27 protein-coding genes and 1 pseudogene are annotated in these 18,636 nt (G+C 54.1%); 25 read left to right on the top strand and 3 right to left on the bottom strand.

What is annotated here, in order from left to right:
• The first annotated feature begins 377 nt into the window (after positions 1 to 377).
• The 22 genes and pseudogenes from tuf to Q8902_15420 all read left to right on the top strand — a co-directional run bounded on the left by tuf (position 378) and on the right by Q8902_15420 (position 13,517).
• Positions 378 to 1,586 carry an elongation factor Tu gene (gene tuf / locus Q8902_15525; protein ID MDP4200969.1) on the top strand — a complete coding sequence of 403 codons (1,209 nt, stop codon included), beginning with the start codon at positions 378 to 380 and terminating at the stop codon, positions 1,584 to 1,586.
• 78 nt (positions 1,587 to 1,664) lie between these two features.
• Complete coding sequence (rpsJ, locus tag Q8902_15520) at positions 1,665 to 1,967, top strand: 30S ribosomal protein S10 (protein MDP4200968.1); 303 nt, start codon at positions 1,665 to 1,667, stop codon at positions 1,965 to 1,967.
• A gap of 106 nt (positions 1,968 to 2,073) precedes the next feature.
• Entirely contained in the window at positions 2,074 to 2,709 is a 636-nt protein-coding gene (gene rplC / locus Q8902_15515) for a 50S ribosomal protein L3 (protein MDP4200967.1), read from the top strand.
• Positions 2,710 to 2,716: 7 nt separating this feature from the next.
• Positions 2,717 to 3,391 carry a 50S ribosomal protein L4 gene (rplD, locus tag Q8902_15510; GenBank protein ID MDP4200966.1) on the top strand — a complete coding sequence of 225 codons (675 nt, stop codon included), beginning with the start codon at positions 2,717 to 2,719 and terminating at the stop codon, positions 3,389 to 3,391.
• A 12-nt stretch (positions 3,392 to 3,403) separates the two neighbouring features.
• Positions 3,404 to 3,721: a 50S ribosomal protein L23 gene (gene rplW, locus Q8902_15505; GenBank protein ID MDP4200965.1), complete on the top strand. Its 318-nt coding sequence runs from the start codon at positions 3,404 to 3,406 to the stop codon at positions 3,719 to 3,721.
• Between the two features lie 3 nt (positions 3,722 to 3,724).
• Positions 3,725 to 4,561, top strand: coding sequence for a 50S ribosomal protein L2 (rplB, locus tag Q8902_15500; GenBank protein MDP4200964.1), 837 nt, complete (start codon positions 3,725 to 3,727; stop codon positions 4,559 to 4,561).
• A 21-nt stretch (positions 4,562 to 4,582) separates the two neighbouring features.
• Positions 4,583 to 4,864: a 30S ribosomal protein S19 gene (rpsS, locus tag Q8902_15495; protein MDP4200963.1), complete on the top strand. Its 282-nt coding sequence runs from the start codon at positions 4,583 to 4,585 to the stop codon at positions 4,862 to 4,864.
• A gap of 6 nt (positions 4,865 to 4,870) precedes the next feature.
• A pseudogene (gene rplV / locus Q8902_15490) lies at positions 4,871 to 5,203 on the top strand (50S ribosomal protein L22).
• A 144-nt stretch (positions 5,204 to 5,347) separates the two neighbouring features.
• Positions 5,348 to 6,265: a 30S ribosomal protein S3 gene (gene rpsC / locus Q8902_15485; GenBank protein MDP4200962.1), complete on the top strand. Its 918-nt coding sequence runs from the start codon at positions 5,348 to 5,350 to the stop codon at positions 6,263 to 6,265.
• A 25-nt stretch (positions 6,266 to 6,290) separates the two neighbouring features.
• A complete protein-coding gene (gene rplP, locus Q8902_15480; protein ID MDP4200961.1) occupies positions 6,291 to 6,710 on the top strand; it encodes a 50S ribosomal protein L16 in 420 nt (139 codons plus the stop codon).
• A gap of 10 nt (positions 6,711 to 6,720) precedes the next feature.
• On the top strand, positions 6,721 to 6,927 hold the full coding sequence (gene rpmC / locus Q8902_15475) for a 50S ribosomal protein L29 (GenBank protein MDP4200960.1): 207 nt from the start codon (positions 6,721 to 6,723) through the stop codon (positions 6,925 to 6,927).
• A gap of 8 nt (positions 6,928 to 6,935) precedes the next feature.
• Entirely contained in the window at positions 6,936 to 7,235 is a 300-nt protein-coding gene (gene rpsQ, locus Q8902_15470; GenBank protein MDP4200959.1) for a 30S ribosomal protein S17, read from the top strand.
• 44 nt (positions 7,236 to 7,279) lie between these two features.
• Positions 7,280 to 7,648 (top strand): 50S ribosomal protein L14, encoded by a 369-nt coding sequence (gene rplN, locus Q8902_15465; protein MDP4200958.1) that lies wholly within the window; start codon positions 7,280 to 7,282, stop codon positions 7,646 to 7,648.
• A gap of 41 nt (positions 7,649 to 7,689) precedes the next feature.
• On the top strand, positions 7,690 to 8,013 hold the full coding sequence (rplX, locus tag Q8902_15460) for a 50S ribosomal protein L24 (protein MDP4200957.1): 324 nt from the start codon (positions 7,690 to 7,692) through the stop codon (positions 8,011 to 8,013).
• A gap of 59 nt (positions 8,014 to 8,072) precedes the next feature.
• A complete protein-coding gene (gene rplE / locus Q8902_15455) occupies positions 8,073 to 8,786 on the top strand; it encodes a 50S ribosomal protein L5 (GenBank protein ID MDP4200956.1) in 714 nt (237 codons plus the stop codon).
• 32 nt (positions 8,787 to 8,818) lie between these two features.
• The gene (locus tag Q8902_15450) at positions 8,819 to 9,004 is read left to right on the top strand and encodes a type Z 30S ribosomal protein S14 (GenBank protein ID MDP4200955.1); all 186 of its coding nucleotides are present in this window, start codon (positions 8,819 to 8,821) and stop codon (positions 9,002 to 9,004) included.
• A 44-nt stretch (positions 9,005 to 9,048) separates the two neighbouring features.
• Positions 9,049 to 9,435: a 30S ribosomal protein S8 gene (gene rpsH / locus Q8902_15445; GenBank protein MDP4200954.1), complete on the top strand. Its 387-nt coding sequence runs from the start codon at positions 9,049 to 9,051 to the stop codon at positions 9,433 to 9,435.
• A gap of 97 nt (positions 9,436 to 9,532) precedes the next feature.
• A complete protein-coding gene (gene rplF, locus Q8902_15440) occupies positions 9,533 to 10,072 on the top strand; it encodes a 50S ribosomal protein L6 (protein MDP4200953.1) in 540 nt (179 codons plus the stop codon).
• Positions 10,073 to 10,091: 19 nt separating this feature from the next.
• Positions 10,092 to 10,448, top strand: coding sequence for a 50S ribosomal protein L18 (rplR, locus tag Q8902_15435; GenBank protein MDP4200952.1), 357 nt, complete (start codon positions 10,092 to 10,094; stop codon positions 10,446 to 10,448).
• A 15-nt stretch (positions 10,449 to 10,463) separates the two neighbouring features.
• The gene (gene rpsE / locus Q8902_15430; protein MDP4200951.1) at positions 10,464 to 10,967 is read left to right on the top strand and encodes a 30S ribosomal protein S5; all 504 of its coding nucleotides are present in this window, start codon (positions 10,464 to 10,466) and stop codon (positions 10,965 to 10,967) included.
• Between the two features lie 17 nt (positions 10,968 to 10,984).
• A complete protein-coding gene (rpmD, locus tag Q8902_15425) occupies positions 10,985 to 11,176 on the top strand; it encodes a 50S ribosomal protein L30 (GenBank protein ID MDP4200950.1) in 192 nt (63 codons plus the stop codon).
• Between the two features lie 388 nt (positions 11,177 to 11,564).
• Positions 11,565 to 13,517, top strand: a complete 1,953-nt coding sequence (locus Q8902_15420) for an FAD-dependent oxidoreductase (protein MDP4200949.1) — start codon at positions 11,565 to 11,567, stop codon at positions 13,515 to 13,517.
• Between the two features lie 431 nt (positions 13,518 to 13,948).
• On the opposite strand, the gene Q8902_15415 is transcribed toward Q8902_15420, so the two are convergent.
• The 3 genes from Q8902_15415 to Q8902_15405 all read right to left on the bottom strand — a co-directional run bounded on the left by Q8902_15415 (position 13,949) and on the right by Q8902_15405 (position 16,392).
• Entirely contained in the window at positions 13,949 to 14,803 is an 855-nt protein-coding gene (locus tag Q8902_15415) for a tetratricopeptide repeat protein (GenBank protein ID MDP4200948.1), read from the bottom strand.
• 8 nt (positions 14,804 to 14,811) lie between these two features.
• On the bottom strand, positions 14,812 to 15,123 hold the full coding sequence (locus tag Q8902_15410) for an HU family DNA-binding protein (protein ID MDP4200947.1): 312 nt from the start codon (positions 15,121 to 15,123) through the stop codon (positions 14,812 to 14,814).
• Between the two features lie 93 nt (positions 15,124 to 15,216).
• The gene (locus Q8902_15405) at positions 15,217 to 16,392 is read right to left on the bottom strand and encodes a glycosyltransferase family 1 protein (GenBank protein ID MDP4200946.1); all 1,176 of its coding nucleotides are present in this window, start codon (positions 16,390 to 16,392) and stop codon (positions 15,217 to 15,219) included.
• Between the two features lie 240 nt (positions 16,393 to 16,632).
• Here Q8902_15405 and Q8902_15400 point away from each other — a divergent pair, with 240 nt between their 5' ends.
• The 3 genes from Q8902_15400 to Q8902_15390 all read left to right on the top strand — a co-directional run bounded on the left by Q8902_15400 (position 16,633) and on the right by Q8902_15390 (position 18,544).
• Positions 16,633 to 16,860: a hypothetical protein gene (locus Q8902_15400; GenBank protein ID MDP4200945.1), complete on the top strand. Its 228-nt coding sequence runs from the start codon at positions 16,633 to 16,635 to the stop codon at positions 16,858 to 16,860.
• A gap of 5 nt (positions 16,861 to 16,865) precedes the next feature.
• The gene (locus Q8902_15395; GenBank protein ID MDP4200944.1) at positions 16,866 to 17,210 is read left to right on the top strand and encodes a type II toxin-antitoxin system PemK/MazF family toxin; all 345 of its coding nucleotides are present in this window, start codon (positions 16,866 to 16,868) and stop codon (positions 17,208 to 17,210) included.
• Between the two features lie 74 nt (positions 17,211 to 17,284).
• The gene (locus tag Q8902_15390) at positions 17,285 to 18,544 is read left to right on the top strand and encodes a hypothetical protein (GenBank protein ID MDP4200943.1); all 1,260 of its coding nucleotides are present in this window, start codon (positions 17,285 to 17,287) and stop codon (positions 18,542 to 18,544) included.
• Positions 18,545 to 18,636 lie beyond the last annotated feature (92 nt).

Genomic DNA, 18,636 nt, shown 5'->3' with positions numbered 1-18,636 from the left:
CCCGCCTCGAAGGAAAGAACGCAAGGAATGGGCGAACAATCGCTTGATTCTTAATCTTTCATCGAGGGTTCATTGAAACGATCCGCCTCTGCATCCATTCGGCGCTAAGAATAAACGACTTCGGTAATACCGGGGGACGTATTCTGCCAGACCTTCCTCGCGAAGGAACGGCATTCCGAGCGCTCCGCACACGGATCTGGAAAGTGGCCACGACTTGCTCGGATGGCCTCTCGTAAAGCGTCAACGTGCTTTGTGCTGACGCTTTCAATGCAACGAAACATGTAATTTTCTGGAGTATGAGTTTGCACTCGTAAGAGTGTAGCTTTGCGCTCCACTCAGGTTTTTCTGACCGTAGTGACGTCTAATTAAACACTGCAATGGCAAAAGCAAAATTTGACCGCTCCAAGCCGCACGTCAATGTAGGCACCATTGGCCACGTTGATCACGGCAAGACCACGCTTACCGCCGCCATTACCATGGCGCTGGCGAAAAAGATGCCGGGCACCCAGGTTCGCACGTTCGACTCGATCGATAATGCGCCGGAAGAGCGCGCCCGTGGAATCACAATCGCCACCGCGCACGTCGAGTATGAGACGGCCAACCGTCACTACGCGCATGTGGACTGCCCAGGTCACGCCGATTATGTCAAGAACATGATCACCGGCGCTGCGCAGATGGACGGTGCAATCCTTGTTGTAGCAGCAACCGATGGCCCGATGCCGCAGACCCGCGAGCACATCCTACTTGCTCGTCAGGTCGGTGTGCCCCGTATTGTCGTCTTTATGAACAAGGTCGACGCCGCTGACCCTGAACTGCTTGAGCTCGTTGAGCTTGAAGTTCGTGAGTTGCTCAGCAAGTATGAGTTTCCTGGTGATGAGATTCCGATTATTCCTGGGTCGGCGCTTCATGCGCTCAACGCAGGCTCCGATCCGGCTGCAACTCCGGACGATCCGCGTCTGAAGTGCATCTACGATTTGATGGATGCGGTTGACAGCTATATCCCGACTCCTGTCCGCGATGTCGATAAGCCGTTCCTTATGTCGATCGAGGACGTATTCTCGATCACGGGTCGTGGTACGGTCGGAACGGGTCGTATTGAACGTGGAAGAGTCCACGTCGGTGATGAAGTCGAGATCGTCGGTCTTGGCCAACACAAAAAGTCTGTTGTTACCGGCGTTGAGATGTTCCGCAAGGAGCTTGACGAGGGTCAGGCTGGCGACAATTGCGGCTTGCTCCTGCGCGGCGTTGAAAAGACCGAGCTCGAGCGCGGTCAGGTGATCGCGAAGCCAGGTTCAATCACGCCACACACCAACTTCGAAGCGAAGGTCTATGTCCTTTCGAAGGAAGAGGGTGGACGTCATACGCCGTTCTTTAATGGCTATCGACCACAGTTCTACTTCCGCACAACGGATGTGACGGGTGTCGCGACGCTCCCAGAAGGAGTCGAGATGGTCATGCCGGGTGACTCCGTCCAAATGAAGATCGAGCTCATCAGCCCGATTGCCATGGAAGAGGGACTCCGCTTTGCCATTCGCGAAGGCGGTCGTACCGTCGGTGCCGGAGTCGTGGACAAGATCACGAAATAATTTCCAAGGCGCGCATTCTTAACGGAATGCGCGCTTTCTTTTACCCTTTCACTGATGAAGGGGGTAAGGTAAGGGATCATGCAGAAGATTCGAATCAAACTGAAGTCGTACGATCATAACCTGATCGACAAGAGCGCGGAGAAGATTATCCGGACCGTCAAGCCTACCGGCTGCGTCGTGTCTGGGCCGATTCCGCTGCCAACAAAGAAGTCGATCTATACGGTCAACCGTTCGCCGCACGTGGATAAGAAGAGCCGCGAGCAGTTCGAGATCCGCGCCCACAAGCGGCTCATCGACATTTTGAATTCGAATAGCCGCACTGTCGATTCGCTGATGAAGCTTGAATTGCCGGCGGGCGTGGAAGTAGAAATCAAGGTGTGACGCTTAATTATTAGTTACGAATGACGAATTACGAATGGGTCGTAATTCGGAATAAAGCCGATATGGCGCATTCGTAATTCGTAATTCGTAATTCGTAATTGACACAATGAGCGCACTATTTGGAAAAAAAGTTGGCATGACGGGCGTCTTCGACGATCAGGGGCAGTATGTCCCCGTGACCGTGTTGGAAGTCGGACCGTGCTATGTCACGCAGGTCAAGACGAAGGCGCGCGATGGCTATGATGCTGTCCAGCTTGGCTTCGAAGACATTGCGGAGCGGAAAGTGAATAAGCCGGAGAAGGGACACTTCGATAAGGCTGGGACCGCGCCGAAGCGGTATGTGAAGGAAGTCCGATCATTCTCGGAGGAGAAAATCGCGGCCTTTGCTCCCGGAGCAGAAATTAAGGTGCCGGATGTCTTCGCTGAGGGCGATATCGTGCACGTCGTCGGGACCTCAAAGGGTCGTGGCTTTCAGGGCGTCGTCAAGCGTCACCATTTCGGTGGTATTGGACAATCGACGCACGGTCAATCAGACCGCCAGCGCGCGCCGGGATCAATTGGCTCGTCAAGCTATCCGTCGCGCGTCTTCAAGGGGCAGCGTATGGGTGGTCGCATGGGTGGCAAACAGATCACGACGCGGAATTTGCGAGTCGTCAGAATCGTGGCCGATCAGAACTTGATACTGGTCAGCGGCTCATGCGCCGGAGCCAAGAACCAGGTAGTGGAGATCGTTAAGGCTTAGTGACAATATGGAACTCGAAGTATTAGACAAGAGCGGATCAGGTACGGGTCGAACGATCGCACTGGCCGATGACATTTTTGCCATCGAGCCACACGAGCACGCAATGTGGCTCTCGATCAACTCGTATTTGGCTGCACAGCGACAGGGTACAGCCAAGACCAAGGGTCGAAGCGAAGTTGCTGGATCGACCAAGAAGCTGTTTCGGCAGAAGGGTACCGGCCGTGCACGTCAGGGTGATATCAAGAGCCCGCTCCATCCAGGTGGTGGTACAATGTTCGGCCCCAAGCCGCACAAGTACACGCAAAAGCTTACGCGTAAAGTTAAGCAGCTCGCACGGAAGAGCGCGCTCTCTGAGAAAGTCAAAAACAACGCGTTTGTCGTTGTAGAAGATTTGAATTTGGATACCGCTCGGACCAAGCAAGTTCAGGACGTGCTCAATGCGCTGCAGCTTCACAAGAAGCAGGCGCTGTTCCTGACGGCGGGTGATAATGGTACGATCTTCCTCAGCGGTCGGAACATTCCGACTCTGACGGTACTTGCGGCCGATAAGGCTTCGATGTATGACATTTGGAAGTCGCGTGCCGTGATTGCTGAAGAATCCGCGATCAAGATGATCGAGAATACATTCAACGGCCTGGCCAACGAGAAGCCGGAAGTCGAGCACATTTCCATGCCGGCATAAAAGGGAAGAAGAATGGTACGAGAAGTATTAAAACGACCGCTGCTAACCGAGAAGGCGACCTTGCAGGCTGAGAAGGGAATCTACCACTTCGAAGTTCTGCCAGATACGAATAAGATTGAGATCGCTCGTGCGGTTGCGCATAAGTTCGGCGTCACGGTCTCCAGTGTGCAGACCGCGTGGCAAAAGTCGAAGCATAAGACGCAATTCACGCGGAAGGGTGTGCGGCGCGGCATAAAGGCTGGTTTCAAGAAGGCGATCGTACACCTGAAGCCAGGTCAGACGATTGACATTTTCGCACCGGTCGAGGCGAAAGATAAAGGAGCGTTGTAAGCGATGGCTATTAGGAATTTAAAACCGAGAACGCCGGCGACGCGGTACTATTCGATCTCGACATTCGACGAGGTCACGAAGACCACGCCGGAAAAGTCACTGCTTGAGCCACTCCGTAAGTCGGGTGGTCGTGGCAACACGGGCCGCATCACATCACGGCATCGTGGTGGTGGTCACAAGCGAATGTATCGCGTGATCGATTTCAAGCGAGACAAACTTGGAATTCCAGGTAAGGTCTCGGCTATTGAATACGATCCGAACCGAAGTTGCCGTATCGCACTCATCACGTATGCGGATGGCGAGAAGCGATATATCATCGCTCCCGGCGGACTACAAGTTGACTCGACGATTACGTCCGGACCCGATAGTGAGATCAACGTGGGCAATGCGCTCCCGTTGAAGAACATGCCGCTTGGTACGTTCGTCCATAATGTGGAGCTTCGTGCCGGACATGGCGGGCAGTTGGCTCGCTCCGCTGGCAACGCATGTCAGGTCATGGCCAAGGAAGGCGAGTTCTGTACCATTCGGCTGCCATCCGGCGAGACGCGAAAGATTCGTCTCGAGTGCTATGCGACGATTGGACAGGTTGGAAATTCCGACTTCTTCAATATTAGCTGGGGCAAGGCCGGCCGTTCACGTTGGCTTGGTATTCGCCCACAAACGCGCGGCATGGCGATGAACCCGGTCGATCACCCGATGGGTGGTGGTGAAGGCAAGTCGAAATCCGGCGGTGGACGCAAGCATCCGAAATCGCCGTGGGGTCAACTTTCTAAGGGCCTCAAGACGCGAAAGCGTAAGAACGCATCGAATAAGTACATCGTTAAGCGCCGCACGAAATAAGGCTGATCGTAATAAAAGAGTATGTCACGTTCGCTGAAAAAAGGACCGTTCATTGACGAGAAGCTCCTCCGCAAAGTGGAGACGCTCAATGCTTCGCGTCAAAAGAAAGTGGTAAAGACCTGGTCGCGGTCGTCGACGATCTCGCCAGATTTCGTTGGCCACACGTTCACGGTCCACAATGGCAATAAGTTTATTCCGGTTTACGTAACGGAAAACATGGTAGGTCATAAGCTCGGCGAGTTTGCGCCGACGAGGACCTTCCGAGGACATTCTGGGACTAAGACGGAAGTAGCGTCGAAGTAATTGAATATGAAGAAAGCGCACGCAATCAAGCGTAACATTCAGAGTTCGCCGCGAAAAATGCGGATTGTGCTCGATCAGATCCGTGGCAAACGGGTGCCGGAGGCTTTATCAATCCTCCACTTCACACCGAACCATGCATCGGTCATAGCAGAGAAGACGCTCCGCAGCGCGATCTCAAATTTCCAGACGGACCCCGAGAACGCTCGGTTCGATGTCGAAGAGCTATACGTTCGTGAGTGCTCCGCCGATGGTGGTGCAATGCTCAAGCGCGTATTGCCGGCGCCGATGGGGCGTGCATTCCGTGTGCGAAAGCGCTCAAACCACCTTCGTATCGTCGTGAGCGACGAGTTGGGTGTACGGGATTCGCGCAAGCCCGTTCGGGGAAATAAAAAAGATACGACCGCGAACACGCGGCCAACGGCCAAAGCGAAAGCAACGGCAAAAGCAACAACCACCGTAGGTTAAAGACGATAGGAAGATAATTTGGGACAAAAAACAAACCCCATTGGCTTCAGAGTCGCGGTAACCAGACCGTGGGATGCGCGCTGGTACGACGATAAGAATTTTGCGCAGAAGCTCGAAGAAGATAATCTTATTCGAGCCTATGTGAAGAACCGCTTGAAGCGCGCGGGAATCTCCAAGCTTACGCTGGACCGCACGACGAAGCGCGTCGTCCTTACGGTGCATACCTCGCGACCGGGTGTCGTGATCGGTAAGAGCGGCAAGGAAATCGCGCAACTCGAAGAGGAGCTGAAGAATATTACAGGGGGTAAGGAAGTGAAGATCCTTATCAATGAAGTAAAGCGTCCGGAGACGGATGCACAACTCGTTGCCGATCAGATCGCGCAGCAGCTCGAAGGACGTATCTCCTTCCGGCGCGCGATGAAGGGCTCGATCTCAGCTGCGATGCGCGCCGGTGCTGAAGGCATCCGCGTTATGTGTGGCGGTCGGTTGGGCGGCTCTGAAATCGCACGCAGCGAGCAATATAAGGAAGGTCGTATTCCTCTGCACACGCTTCGGGCCGATATTGATTTTGCACGTTCCACTGCGCAAACAGTATATGGATCGATCGGCGTAAAAGTATGGGTATGTCACGGAGACATCATCGGCCAGACGCCTTTGCAGATTGCTGCGGAGACGGCGGTTAATGGAGTCGAACAGAAGGACAAGCGGCCGATCGTGTCTGCAGCCGGCGGTGAACGCCGACGACGCGGTGGACGACGCGGCGACGATTCCGGTGAAGGGGGAGGCGAGCGCTCGGGCGAGCGTGAGCCACGACGTGGTGGACGCGGAGGTGGTGGACGCGGAGGAGCGGGTCGTAGCGACGCAGGTCGCGGCGATGCTGGTCGAAGCGATGCTCGGCCTCAGCTTCGGACCCGTGCGCAATCAGCGACAGAATAACATAGCAGTGTAGATATAGAAGAAGATGCTTCTTCCAAAGAGAGTAAAATATCGTAAAGCAATGCGCGGCAAGGTCTCGGGTAACGAGACCCGCGGAACGCAGGTCGCATTCGGCTCATTCGGCCTCAAGGCACTCGAATCGGGTTGGATTACGAGCCGGCAGATCGAAGCCGTTCGCGTAACGCTTTCGCGCACCATGAAGCGCGACGGAAAAATTTGGATTCGGATCTTTCCGGACAAGCCGGTGACGAAAAAGCCCGCTGAGACTCGTATGGGTTCCGGCAAAGGCTCCCCGGAGTTTTGGGTCGCGGTCATTCGACCGGGGCGCATCATGTTCGAGGTCGGCGGCGTTCCGAAGGAACTGGCCGAAGAAGCCTTCCGTCTGGCGGGACATAAGTTGCCGGTCAAGACCAAGATTGTCATCCGACCAGATTACGTAGAATAAAGGGATTGCAATGAAGGGTACGAAATACGCAGAGCTTGCGAATCTGAACGAGACCGAGGTGCAAAAGCAAATCGCCGATACGCGATCGCGCCTTGTTGCACTCAAGTTTCAGAAGACAATTGGGCAGCTTGATAATCACGCGCAGTTTGAAACGCTCCGTCGCGACATTGCTCGGATGGAAACGTCTCTCCGCATGCGCAAGCCGTTAGCGAAATAAAGTTGAACATGGACGAGAATCAAACGAGCGGAACAGCAAGCGCATCGAGCGCTCCGACACGAGGACATCGCAAAGAGCGCGTCGGCAAGGTCATCAGCGACAAAATGCAGAAGACCGTGATTGTGAGCCTCACGCGCCAGGTGCCGCATCCGCTCTATAAAAAGTATTTTAAGAAGACCACAAAGTTTGTGGCCCACGATGAGAAAAGTGATGCCAAGACCGGCGACACGGTCCGCATCATGGAGACTCGGCCACTTTCGAAGACAAAGCGGTGGCGTGTAGTGGAAGTGCTCGAGCGAGCGAAATAATGTTTTCCTTCTCCCGGTGGGAGGAGGTTTTGGGTGAGGAATTTATGGTACAGGAAGAGACAAACCTAATCGTAGCCGACAACTCGGGCGCCAAAAAGGTACGCTGCATTCGCATACTTGGCGGGCATGACCGACGTTATGCTGGCCTGGGCGACGTAGTCGTCGTCAGTGTGAAATCGGCCATTCCGAACGGGCAAGTGAAGAAGGGCGAAGTCTCGAAGGCCGTGATCGTGCGGACGAAAAAAGAGTACGCTCGTAAGGATGGCAGCTACATTCGGTTCGATGAGAATGCGGTTGTTCTCCTCAATGCTCAGGGTGAACCCCGTGGGACCCGCATTTTTGGACCGGTTGCTCGCGAGCTCCGCGAACGACAGTATATGAAGATCGTCTCGCTGGCACCAGAAGTAATCTAATTTTTTGAAGTCGGGGTTTCATACCCAGGCAAGGTGAAGTAATGAGAGTTAAGAAAAACGACATCGTCGAAGTGATCACGGGCAAGAGTCGCGGCAAGACCGGTAAGGTTCTGCGCGTCTATCCCGAGACGAACAAAGTGCTCGTCGAAGGCGTGAACACGCAGTATAAACACGAGCGTCCGTCGCAGCAGAATCAGAAGGGCGGCATTACGCAGCGTGAAGCGCCGATCGATGCGTCGAACGTTATGCTCCTCGATCCAAAAACGAATCTTCGGACACGGATCGGCAAGCGCGAGCTCACAGGTACCGAGGGAAAGGTCCGCTTCGAACGGTTTTCGAAGCGTTCCGGAGATGTGCTCGCATAATTGAAATTTGGAGCAACGGCGCATCGTTGGCGATGCACTATCGTTGCTAAGGAAAAAAGATGGCAGAAGAGAAAGCAAAAAAACAACCGAAGGCTGCTGGCGAAGGAAAGCCAAAGACGCCGAAGGGTGAAGGTAAGGCGAAGGGCGAGAAGCGCGGTGGTGGGGGACATGATAGTCACTCCGATGCTGCGCCTTTGAAAGATCGCCCGGTACCACCCGCGCGTTTGCTCAATAAGTATCGCACTGAAGTTGTGCCTTCGCTTATGAAGCGCTTTGGTTATGACAATGTGAACCAAGTGCCCCGAATCGACAAGATTGCGATCAATATTGGTGTCGGTGCTGCGGCGAGCGATCCAAAGTTGCTCGATGCTGCGATGCACGATCTTGAGGCCGTCACCGGACAAAAGCCTGCGGTCACGAAGTCAAAGAAGTCAATTTCGAACTTCAAGCTCCGCGAGAATCAGTCGATCGGCTGTCGCGTAACATTGCGACGTGCGCGCATGTATGAATTTTTGGACCGGCTCATGACGACGGCCATCCCACGTATTCGCGACTTTCGCGGAATTCCGGATAAGTCGTTCGATGGCCGTGGAAACTACACGCTTGGCATTCGCGAACAAATCATTTTCCCCGAGATCGACGTCGATAAAGTATCGCGTATCACGGGTATGGATATCACGTTTGCGACCAGTGCCAAATCGGACGAAGAGGCGCTCGAGCTTCTGAAAGCATTTGGATTGCCGTTCCGGAAACGGGAAACGCAAGCGGCCTAACATCAGCACTTTAGATATATAGCACTTCAGAGATGGCACGATTAGCCCTGAGAGTCAAAGCGAAGCGCAAGCCGAAGTTTGCAACGCGCGTTCATAACCGCTGCAATCGATGCGGACGGTCGCGGGCGTATTACCGAAAGTTTGGGATTTGCCGGCTATGTTTTCGCGAGCTGGCATTGGAGGGAAAGATCCCAGGGGTGCGGAAGTCAAGCTGGTAGACCTCGCTGCGATGCGAAGCAGATAAACGATTTTTTTTGGATAGATGGATACTATTGGAGATTTCTTAACCAGAGTGCGGAACGCCTTGAAGGCGCGGCATAAGTATGTTGATGTTCCGGCATCCAACCTCAAGATTGCGATGGCGGAGATTATGCGGGAGCAAGGCTATGTGGATTCGATTGAGCGGATTGAAGACACGAAGCAGGGTATGTTGCGCGTAACGCTGAAATATACCAACGGCCAGCCTGCCATCATGGGTCTCAAGCGGATTTCAACGCCCGGTCTTCGCAAATACACGAAGGCAACGGAGACACCACGCGTGCTTTCAGGGCTCGGGATCGCAATCCTTTCGACGCCGAAGGGCCTCATGACCGATAAGCAGGCCCGCCAGGCGAATGTTGGTGGTGAAATTTTGTGCTACGTTTGGTAAGGATTTTCAAGAATTTGTAGATCTATAGTAGTTATAGAGTCTATCAAAATGCTGCAGCATCCGGGGAACGGATTGGCGTAAGCGAAACGAACAGATTATGTCAAGAATTGGAAGAAAAGTGATCACGATCCCGAAAGGGGTGACGGTGGTAAATGCAAACGGTGAGATTCAGGTCAAGGGGCCAAAAGGTCAACTTGCTAAGCGTCTGCCCGTCGGCATTACCGCAACGATCGAGCAGGACCAGCTCACATTTTTTCGCTCAAGCGATGATCGCCGTGTCCGGGCCTTGCACGGACTTTCGCGTGCACTGGCGAATAATATGGTCGAAGGCGTGACCAACGGATTTACGAAAAAGCTTGAACTCGTCGGCGTTGGTTACAAAGCTGAGAAGAAGGGCAAGTGGGTACAATTTGCATTAGGCTATTCACATCCAGTCATACTCGTACCGCCACCGGAGATTTCGGTGGAGGTACCAGTCCCGACACAGATCACGGTGACCGGGATTGACAAGCAGTTGGTCGGTGCGGTAGCCGCAAAGATTCGATCGATCCGGCCGCCAGAGCCTTACAAGGGTAAGGGTGTGAAATACTCCGACGAGAAGATCATCCGCAAGGCTGGAAAGACTGCCGGAAAATAAGCAAAGACTAGGAATCCTTATGGCATCGAAACTTCATTTGCAGGAAAAGGCGAAGCGTCGCGAGCGACGTAAGCATTCAATTCGGAAGAAAATACATGGCACTGCGGAGACCCCGCGGCTCGTCATCTTCCGGAGCAACACCGGTGTTTATGCGCAGCTCATCAATGATGCGCAAGGTTTTACTCTGGCCGCCGCAAGTAGCAAGGGGCTTAAGGGACCGAAGACCGATCTTGCAAAGCAAACCGGAAAGGCGCTTGCAGAAATGGCGACCCAGAAGGGCATCAAGACTGCCGTCTTCGATCGCAACGGGTATCTTTATCACGGCCGTGTCAAAGCACTTGCTGATGGCGCGCGCGAAGGTGGACTGGCATTTTAATCCGAGGAACATAGCGTGTCAAAAATTCGCTCAGCAGAACTGAACCTCAAGGACAAGCTCGTCGCGGTCAACCGTGTTGCGAAGGTTGTGAAGGGTGGGCGCCGGTTTAGTTTCAATGCAATTGTCGCGGTCGGTGATGGTCAAGGCCACATCGGCATTGGGCTTGGCAAGTCAAACGAAGTGGCAGACGCCGTTTCAAAGGCAACCGAGGACGCCAAGCGTAACGTCCACTCGATTCCTCTCCGCCGCGGTACGATTCCACATATGACCTACGGTAAGTTTGGTGCGGGCAAAGTTATGCTCAAGCCGGCATCTCCGGGAACGGGTTTGATTGCAGGCGGCGGTGTTCGGGCAGTGCTCGAGCTTGCCGGAGTGCAGGATATTCTGACAAAGTCTCAGGGATCATCGAATCCGCATAACTTGGTTAAGGCGACTATGGCGGCGCTCGAATCGCTCAATGATGCCTCTATGGTTTCCGAGCGACGTGGCGTTTCGCTGACAAAAGTGTTTAACGGCTAAGAATAAAGGATAGGGTCATGGCAACGACGAAGAAGATTCTCATTCGGCAAACGCGTTCGATTTGTGATACACTCGAGCGTCATAAGCGCACAATCAAGGCGCTCGGCCTCGGGCGCCCGAACTACGTTGCGGTGCACGACGATACACCGGCCGTTCGTGGGATGGTTCGGGCCGTCCAGCATTTGGTTGTAGTCGAAGAGACAAAGTAGCTACGGAATTCATCATTCCCTGGCGCTACATAACGCCGAACCCGGAACTCCTCACGCCGAGATATGATTGCTAATGTCAGGCCTCCCAAACGTGTGAGGCAGTAGAAGGGTGTATATGCCGGTCGCGCCGCAGGAATGATGAGCGGGCTGGTTGTTTGAAAATCTGTGGAAGACTCTCACTGAATTCGATTGCCTTTCCACGTGCTCTTTTTCTCCAGAGGGAGAGAATACAACTGAATTATTACATGAGCGGCCGCGTACAAGTCACGCAGTGCCAACTAGAATTTGTTCTTGTGGACGCATACCCACTTGGGGGGAAGTCCCATTTCCGATCAGCAGACCCACATTTAGCTCGCTTGACTCAACCTACCATTAATTCCTCACGACTATGATCACAGTAATTGGCGGAGGCTTTGCCGGCCTTTCCGCCGCCTATTTTCTCCACCGCGCCGGAAAAGACGTTACCGTCCTTGAGTGGTCGCGCGGCTTAGGTGGACGCGCTTCCACCCGCAACGTCGGCTATCGAACGATGGATTCGGGTGCTCAGCGCCTCGATCTATCGCCGCTGAGCGTCAATAAACTTGAAACAGATGCTCGCGCCCTATTACGGGCAGTCTGCGAAGAGCGGGGCGTTCTCGAACATCTTCTGCCATTCCCTGGCCCGGTCTACCGGTTCGATGGCCGTTCTATATCCTCGGCTCAACAAGTCGAAGTCCCCAACTGGAGTTTTCTTGACGGAGGCTTTAAGGTTCTTGCGGATGCCCTAGTTCAAGATATTCCCGTTCGCACACACACGCGCATCAGCGATCTTGTCTTCGAAGACAAGGGCTATACGCTCCGGAATCAGCGTGGCGAGGCAATGCCATCTGATGGGGTAGTGATTGCAATGCCCGCCCCCTATGTTCTTGCGTTGCTCTTGCCACATGCCGAGAAGAACAAGAAAGTCAAGAAGATCTGCGATCTCCTGAACGAGGTGAATTATGAGCCGATGATCGGCGCAATGTTCGGCACGACGAAGATTAAGTTCAAAGAGCAATTCGCCGCCCTCTTCACGGATGATGTAACCGCCCCGGTATTTTGGCTGTCGCAGGAAGGTGAGCGGCGCAAACTTGGACTCCGCAAAAATGAAATGGCATTCGTGCTCCAGTTGGGAGCCGACATCAGCCGCGAGTACGTCCTGAAGTCGGACAAGGAGACATTCGCAGCGATCGAGCGCGTTTTTGAAGATGTGCTCGATGTCGCGTTGCCCGACGTAGTATATGGCGAGATTCAACGCTGGCCTGCCGCATTCCTCTCATCATCACCCTTCACGGTTGATACGATCAAGCAGGACGAATTCAAAGCTCCTCTCTATCTTGCCGGTGATTTTGTTGCCGGCCAAAGTTCAGTTGCCTCGGCATTCTGGAGCGGCAAGAAGATCGCTGACAAGATCCTCGGCGCGGATTCATTCCAGTTCATCGAAGCTCCCGTGCGCGAACAGGCTCGATTGGAGGAATCCGCCTGGAGCGCTACAGTGCCACCTGTGCGCAAAGAGCGTGCAGCGCGACCCAAACCTCAGCGTAAGGCGAAGAAACGATTCGATGCCGCCAAAGGCAAGCGTGTTCCGTTCGCTAAAGGCGCCCGCAAACCATTTAAGCGTGGCGGTGCTAAGCCGGGTCAACGAAAAATTGAAGTTGCGCCAAGTGCTGGAGGTCGAGGGCGCGGTCCTCAGGGACCCCCACGTGGACCACGGCAAGGTGGTCCTGGTGGACCAAGACCAATGGGTCAGGGAGCACGCAGAGGCGGACCTCCACAGCGCGCTCGTCAGGGTGCCGGTGGATGGCAGCCACAGGGCGGGCAAGGTGGGCCGCCGAGACCGCAACGCCAGGGCGGATACGCTCGGCCGAGTGGAGGATATGAGCGTCCAGCCGGTGGAGGCTATGGGCGTCCAGCTGGTGGGGGTTATGAGCGTCCTGCTGGTGGTGGTTATGAGCGTCCGGCGGGCGGGGGATACGGCCGGGGGGGAGGCCGTCCACAGCGTGGCCAAGGTCAAGCCGGTGGATACGGCGGTCAGGGTGGTTACGGCGGAGGACAAGGAGGCTACGGCGGAGGTCGTCCTTATGGCGGCGGTGGCAGACCACAAGGTGGTCCTCAGAGAGGACGGCCACAAGGTCGCCCATCTGGTGGTGGCCCTGGCCCAGCTCGAGAGTATGGTGATCGGCAACCTCCGACGAATGACTACCGTCCGAAGCCAGGCGTGCGCGGGCAGGTTGTTTACTCGACGAATGTCCGTCCCACGCAAGGGCCGGCGCGTCGTGGACCCCGTCGTCCATTTGAGGACGACAATGTGGGCAACAGGTAATTCGGCTTGACAGCTGTGGCCGCCAGGCCACAGCCAACTGACAGAAATACAAAAGCCTCATGCAGCAGATTGCCGCATGAGGCTTTTAATTTTGGACACGCCTGCGTTACCGCATCCCTCCTAAGGAAGAGGAGGGATATCAACTACATTATTCTAACGCAGCCGCTTCTTATGACGATTCTTGCGCAGACGTTTCTTCCTTTTGTGGGTGGCCATTTTATGGCGCTTACGCTTTTTTCCGCTTGGCATTCTGGAGTCTATTAAAAGATAAAAATTGTCGGGCAGGTAAACAGCACGAGTCTGAGAGAGTTTCAGGTATCTAAGAATGAGAAGCCAGCCCGAGCCAATAATCGACCCATTTTATGCTAAATTGTCTTCCATTGTGGGCAATGGCAATGGCTGCGAGCCTGATTTGTTTTCGTCCGATTGGGTTATTTTGCCATCCGTTGCCCGGTCTTATCGATCTCTGATAGCAGAGTATCTATACGCATCGCCATCGCAGGGTTATCTTTTGACGCAAGCTCTTTGGCTCGCTGGAAATACTTCCGTGCCCGGGCCAGAGTCTCCGCATGGTTGGAGTCCGAGATCGTTTGTGTTGTGAGGATCCCCGCGTTGATGAGCGCATTGAGATGATTCGGGTTAAAAAGAAGCGCGGAATCGATTTGATTTAGCGCGCGGTGAAGATCACCACTCGATTGTGCGATCGCATAGGCGTAGTCCACACGGGCATCAGCATCACGCGGTTTCATCCGCAAATACGTTTGAAATTCAGAAACACTTTCGGACCAATCACCTGCATCATAGGCCACATCAGCAAGACCCAGATGCGCGGACGTATCATTGGGATTCGCCTTGAGGACAGCACGGAACGAGTCGATCGCTGGCTGGAACATCAGATGTCGCTTTACCATCTCGGCTGTGTCCACACCTGTCGGCGGAGCATATGTGTCCGGCTTCGATGTGAATCGAAAAATACCATAGCTCAGTGCGAGGATTGCCACCACGATCACTCCAAACACAGTCCATGGGATTGGTTTGTGAGCCGGCGGTTCTTCGACAAAGCGCTTGAGTAATGCTTCTTCGGTGGAGGCTCGGCGCGTGGGTTCTGGTATTAGAACCGCCGACTCTCCAACAGGCTCTTTACCTGAGGAGGTGGCATTGGGGGAAAATTCTGTTCCGCAGTTCAGGCATTGGATACGATCGACGGGCTGATCGGGAAGCGGAACGCGCGCAGCGCAGCTCGGGCAAAAGACGGAGTGTTGTTCTGGGGTTGAAGTATCGTTCAAGGTCGCAGTTATTTTGGTGATCGGGAGGAAGTCGTGCTCTTTTGTCGATCGTCGATCAGTTGCCGAAGATCGCGCGACGGTTTGAACGTCGGTACAAAATGCTCGTCAAGCGCGACCGTTTCTCCCGTGCGGGGGTTGCGGGCCATGCGTGGACTCCGCTTCTTGGTCCGGAATGTCCCGAAGCCGCGAATCTCGATGTGATCGCCGTTGGCGAGCGCATCGGCCATCGTTTTGAAAAAGCCATCCACCAGAATTTCTGTCTCGAGTTTGGTTACACCGGTCGCGGTTGCAACGCGGTTTACGATGTCGGCTTTTGTCATCTCGGGCTAAATAATGGGGCTGAAGGGGAAAGCGGTCAATGGGGCCAAGTTATCCGTACAACTGGCTGATAAGAAACGACTTACTGGCGGGGATTATTCCATTTTCGGTCGCGAGTTGCTAACATTTTCGATGAGGCGGAGCGTTCGCTCTACCGTTCGCGACCAGGTAAATTCTTCGGCGCGGTGTGCCCCGCGAGCAATGAGTTGCGTCGCAAGCGCATCGTCTTCAAGAAGCAATCTCAGGGTCCTCGCAATATCTTCTACACTCGTTGGATCGAACAGCAACCCGGCATCGCCAACGATTTCGGGAAATGAGTGGACATTGGCGGTCGCGACTGGAACACCGGATGCCCACGCCTCGAAGATCGGATTGCCAAAGCTCTCGTAACTCGATGGAAAAACGAACGCGCGAGCATGAGCGTACAGATAACGCAAATCCTGTTGCGCGAGGCCGCCGGTAAAAATGACGAGGTCTTCCGTGCCGAGCGATCGAGTCAGACTGTGCAGGCTAGCAATATATTCGCGCTCGGTGCCGGTGCCTTTGCCGGCGAGCACGAGTTTGAGATGGGGATACCCTTCGGCCACCAGGATAGCATGAGCGCGTATTAGTTGGTCCTGATTCTTGTATCGCCAAAGGGCCGACGCATAGAGGAGATAGCTTTTGGGCGCAAGTCCAAATCGAGAGAGGACCGCCAGACCTTCAGCACTCATTCTGTTTTGATCGCCATCGAACAGCGCGAGATCGACGCCGTGTGGGATGACGTGAATCTTGCTGGCCGGGGCGCCGGTGAAGCGGATGACATCTTGCTTGATGTCGTCACTCGGGGTGATAATCGCTCGCGCGTTTCGTGCCGAGGGCGGCATGAGCAGCGAGCGGACGATGCGCCGCACGCCGCGAATGCCGTACTTCGCGCCATAAAAATGCGCAGCCGATCGAATGGCAAGAACTGCCGGCGTGCGCGAGGTAAGAGCAACGAAATTGCCGGGATAGTACATAACGTCAATCTTCCCAAGCCGGATTGCGGCGGACAGTTTGATTTGCTCGCCAATCACCTTGTGCAGCGGTGTCCGTTTCGAATTTGGAATGGTGATGACACGGATGGAAGCATCGCTCGGAAGCCCGAGCGCCTCATGCTCGCCTTCGGAAAGGAAGAGCACGAACTCATGAGGCGGATGTTGCCGCACGAGTTCCTCCACGAAGTGGACGAGGTAATTCCGGCCGCCCGTGTCCTCAGCGACCCGCCCCAACGATGCGATTCCGATCCTCATTCTAACTGCTTAAAGTTGCGCGCGAGCGTTTGTGCTTCATGAATTGTGTTGAATGCAGCCCAATAACGGCAGTTCGTGAATGAATTAATTTCTCTCTTGTATTTGATTTTAATGAATGCCCCATCTGTCTTCATCTTTCATATCTCATGTTTTCTCTCAGCATGGTGCCCATCATCACGGGTGTAATATACAATAATTTGAGTGAGGGACTCAAAATTGAGTTCTGGCGTTAATATCAACATGTCCAAGAGTCTTTCGCTGACAATCGATGACGACCTCATCCGCGAAGCGGACGAGGCCGCGCGAACGCTCCACGTTCCGCGGGATACGTTCATCGTTCAGGCCATTAGGAAATACGCAGGTGAAATCTCGCACCGCCGCCGTCTGCGAAATCAGCTCCGTAAGGAGTCCTCGCTCACGGCTGCTGAGTCATTGAGCGTGCTTCGGGAGTTCGAGGAAATTAGCTGAGCACCGTGGAATTCCGACAGCGCGAAATCTGGCTGGCGAATCTCAATCCACAAAAAGGCAGCGAGCCGGGAAAAGTCAGGCCGGTCGTTATTCTGCAAACTGACGATCTCAATGCAGGACACCCGTCCACGATTGTCTGTCCGATCACCTCGAATGTACTTCCTGCTTCAGAGCTTCTTCGCGTCCATCTTCATCCTGGGGAGAGCGGGCTTGAAGTCGATTCCGATGTATTGATCGATCAGATCCGAGCCATTGATGGGACGCGACTCCTGCGTAAGCTCGGTTCGATCGATGAGAGTACACTCGACCGCATCAAGGCAAACATGCAGATACTGCTTGACATGGCATAGGTCACAATTCGCTGCCCGGCGAACCCGCGCCACGCACGACTCGTTGAAACGTCAGTTCGATTAAGCATGGAGGCATGATGAAGCAGATCGTTCTCTGGGTTACATGCACGGTACTCGCACTCGCCATTCCACGAGTGGCGAGTGGGCAGAATGTTTGGGAGCCGGCGAATGGAGCACCATTCGGAACCGTGAGAGCATCCGCCGTGAGACAGGACGGATCGATATTGGCATTAACGGATGGGGGTACTTTCTTCGTCTCAAGCGATACCGGAAGGATATGGTCGCAACGAAACGATCTGTCCAACGACTTCAACTCGCAGGTCCTCATTTGGGTATCCGAGGGTGAAGAAGGTCTTGATAGTAAGGGCAGAATCATTGCTCCATATTTCAAATCAGGGGACACTCTACGCGGGGTGTATCAATATGTGATCGGAATCCAGATATCGAGCGATGAGGGCGTCTCGTGGCAGATCAGAGATCTGGCTTCTGGCAGCGCCGAAACTTTCTCAGGGATTGAGGGTGAAAGGGTATCGGCCCTTTATGTCAACGGAGGTGACACAATCGTAGCAGGGACAACCTATGGTAACGTATTCGAGGTTTCAGACAGCGTTGTGGTAGCACTGGGTGGCCCAATATGGTACCCAAAATACCGAATCAACTCCGTCACGATCTCGCCGGACGGCAGCATCTATGCGGCCATGACCCAAGGTCTCTACCGGTATCGCATAGGCGGGTGGGAATCTTTGAATTCAGAGATTCCTGACACCGACCTCATTCAAATCAAAGTGAACACTAAGGGAGCACTTTTCGCATTGAGCGGCAACCTCGTTACATACAATCATGGGATATTCCGTTCCTTGGACGGAGGTGATACATGGCACGCAGTAGACTCAGGTCTTCACGGTTTTCCGACCAATATTGCAATGGCGCCTGACGATCGGTTACTCGTTGGCACATGGGCCGGGTTCTTTGTTTCTACGGACCAAGGAACACACTGGCGAACTCTCAGCTACGGGCTTCCCTATGTGTTCGAAGCCCTTTGGGCAGGAACCCATGACGATATAAACGTCAGTATTTCTTCGGGTACGCTTTTTTCTTCGAGCGATAGAGGGAATCACTGGGTCATAACTGGCTCTTTTCCCGAATTCTACTTGAACGGGTACTTCGCTGGCTTTTGGGGTTTTGCCGAAGACGAGACCAATTATTATGTGAACAGCGGGTATGGCGGGTTCTGCCGTTCAACCGATTTTGGAAAGACCTGGAGCCAACATAACATTGGCCTCGATCCTTGTATACTGCTCACATTCTGTAGCAGCCTTTGTTACGGTATATAAACCGCAACAGACGGAGTGTAGCAGAAGCGTGGTGAACTTCACCGTTCCTTAGCGGCGATACTGTTAGATGCATTATCGACCCTGTTCCGGAG

This window comes from Bacteroidota bacterium (assembly GCA_030706745.1).
Classification (GTDB): Bacteria; Bacteroidota; Ignavibacteria; order Palsa-1295; family Palsa-1295; genus PALSA-1295.
This window is presented reverse-complemented; position numbering and strand designations above follow the sequence as displayed.

Bases quoted from the DNA above. Each gene is read 5' to 3' on its own strand.
- tuf (MDP4200969.1), top strand. From the start codon at position 378: ATGGCAAAAGCAAAATTTGACCGCTCCAAGCCGCACGTCAATGTAGGC.
- rpsJ (MDP4200968.1), top strand. From the start codon at position 1,665: ATGCAGAAGATTCGAATCAAACTGAAGTCGTACGATCATAACCTGATC.
- rplC (MDP4200967.1), top strand. From the start codon at position 2,074: ATGAGCGCACTATTTGGAAAAAAAGTTGGCATGACGGGCGTCTTCGAC.
- rplD (MDP4200966.1), top strand. From the start codon at position 2,717: ATGGAACTCGAAGTATTAGACAAGAGCGGATCAGGTACGGGTCGAACG.
- rplW (MDP4200965.1), top strand. From the start codon at position 3,404: ATGGTACGAGAAGTATTAAAACGACCGCTGCTAACCGAGAAGGCGACC.
- rplB (MDP4200964.1), top strand. From the start codon at position 3,725: ATGGCTATTAGGAATTTAAAACCGAGAACGCCGGCGACGCGGTACTAT.
- rpsS (MDP4200963.1), top strand. From the start codon at position 4,583: ATGTCACGTTCGCTGAAAAAAGGACCGTTCATTGACGAGAAGCTCCTC.
- rplP (MDP4200961.1), top strand. From the start codon at position 6,291: ATGCTTCTTCCAAAGAGAGTAAAATATCGTAAAGCAATGCGCGGCAAG.
- rpmC (MDP4200960.1), top strand. From the start codon at position 6,721: ATGAAGGGTACGAAATACGCAGAGCTTGCGAATCTGAACGAGACCGAG.
- rpsQ (MDP4200959.1), top strand. From the start codon at position 6,936: ATGGACGAGAATCAAACGAGCGGAACAGCAAGCGCATCGAGCGCTCCG.
- rplN (MDP4200958.1), top strand. From the start codon at position 7,280: ATGGTACAGGAAGAGACAAACCTAATCGTAGCCGACAACTCGGGCGCC.
- rplX (MDP4200957.1), top strand. From the start codon at position 7,690: ATGAGAGTTAAGAAAAACGACATCGTCGAAGTGATCACGGGCAAGAGT.
- rplE (MDP4200956.1), top strand. From the start codon at position 8,073: ATGGCAGAAGAGAAAGCAAAAAAACAACCGAAGGCTGCTGGCGAAGGA.
- Q8902_15450 (MDP4200955.1), top strand. From the start codon at position 8,819: ATGGCACGATTAGCCCTGAGAGTCAAAGCGAAGCGCAAGCCGAAGTTT.
- rpsH (MDP4200954.1), top strand. From the start codon at position 9,049: ATGGATACTATTGGAGATTTCTTAACCAGAGTGCGGAACGCCTTGAAG.
- rplF (MDP4200953.1), top strand. From the start codon at position 9,533: ATGTCAAGAATTGGAAGAAAAGTGATCACGATCCCGAAAGGGGTGACG.
- rplR (MDP4200952.1), top strand. From the start codon at position 10,092: ATGGCATCGAAACTTCATTTGCAGGAAAAGGCGAAGCGTCGCGAGCGA.
- rpmD (MDP4200950.1), top strand. From the start codon at position 10,985: ATGGCAACGACGAAGAAGATTCTCATTCGGCAAACGCGTTCGATTTGT.
- Q8902_15420 (MDP4200949.1), top strand. From the start codon at position 11,565: ATGATCACAGTAATTGGCGGAGGCTTTGCCGGCCTTTCCGCCGCCTAT.
- Q8902_15410 (MDP4200947.1), bottom strand. From the start codon at position 15,123: ATGACAAAAGCCGACATCGTAAACCGCGTTGCAACCGCGACCGGTGTA.
- Q8902_15405 (MDP4200946.1), bottom strand. From the start codon at position 16,392: ATGAGGATCGGAATCGCATCGTTGGGGCGGGTCGCTGAGGACACGGGC.
- Q8902_15400 (MDP4200945.1), top strand. From the start codon at position 16,633: ATGTCCAAGAGTCTTTCGCTGACAATCGATGACGACCTCATCCGCGAA.
- Q8902_15390 (MDP4200943.1), top strand. From the start codon at position 17,285: ATGATGAAGCAGATCGTTCTCTGGGTTACATGCACGGTACTCGCACTC.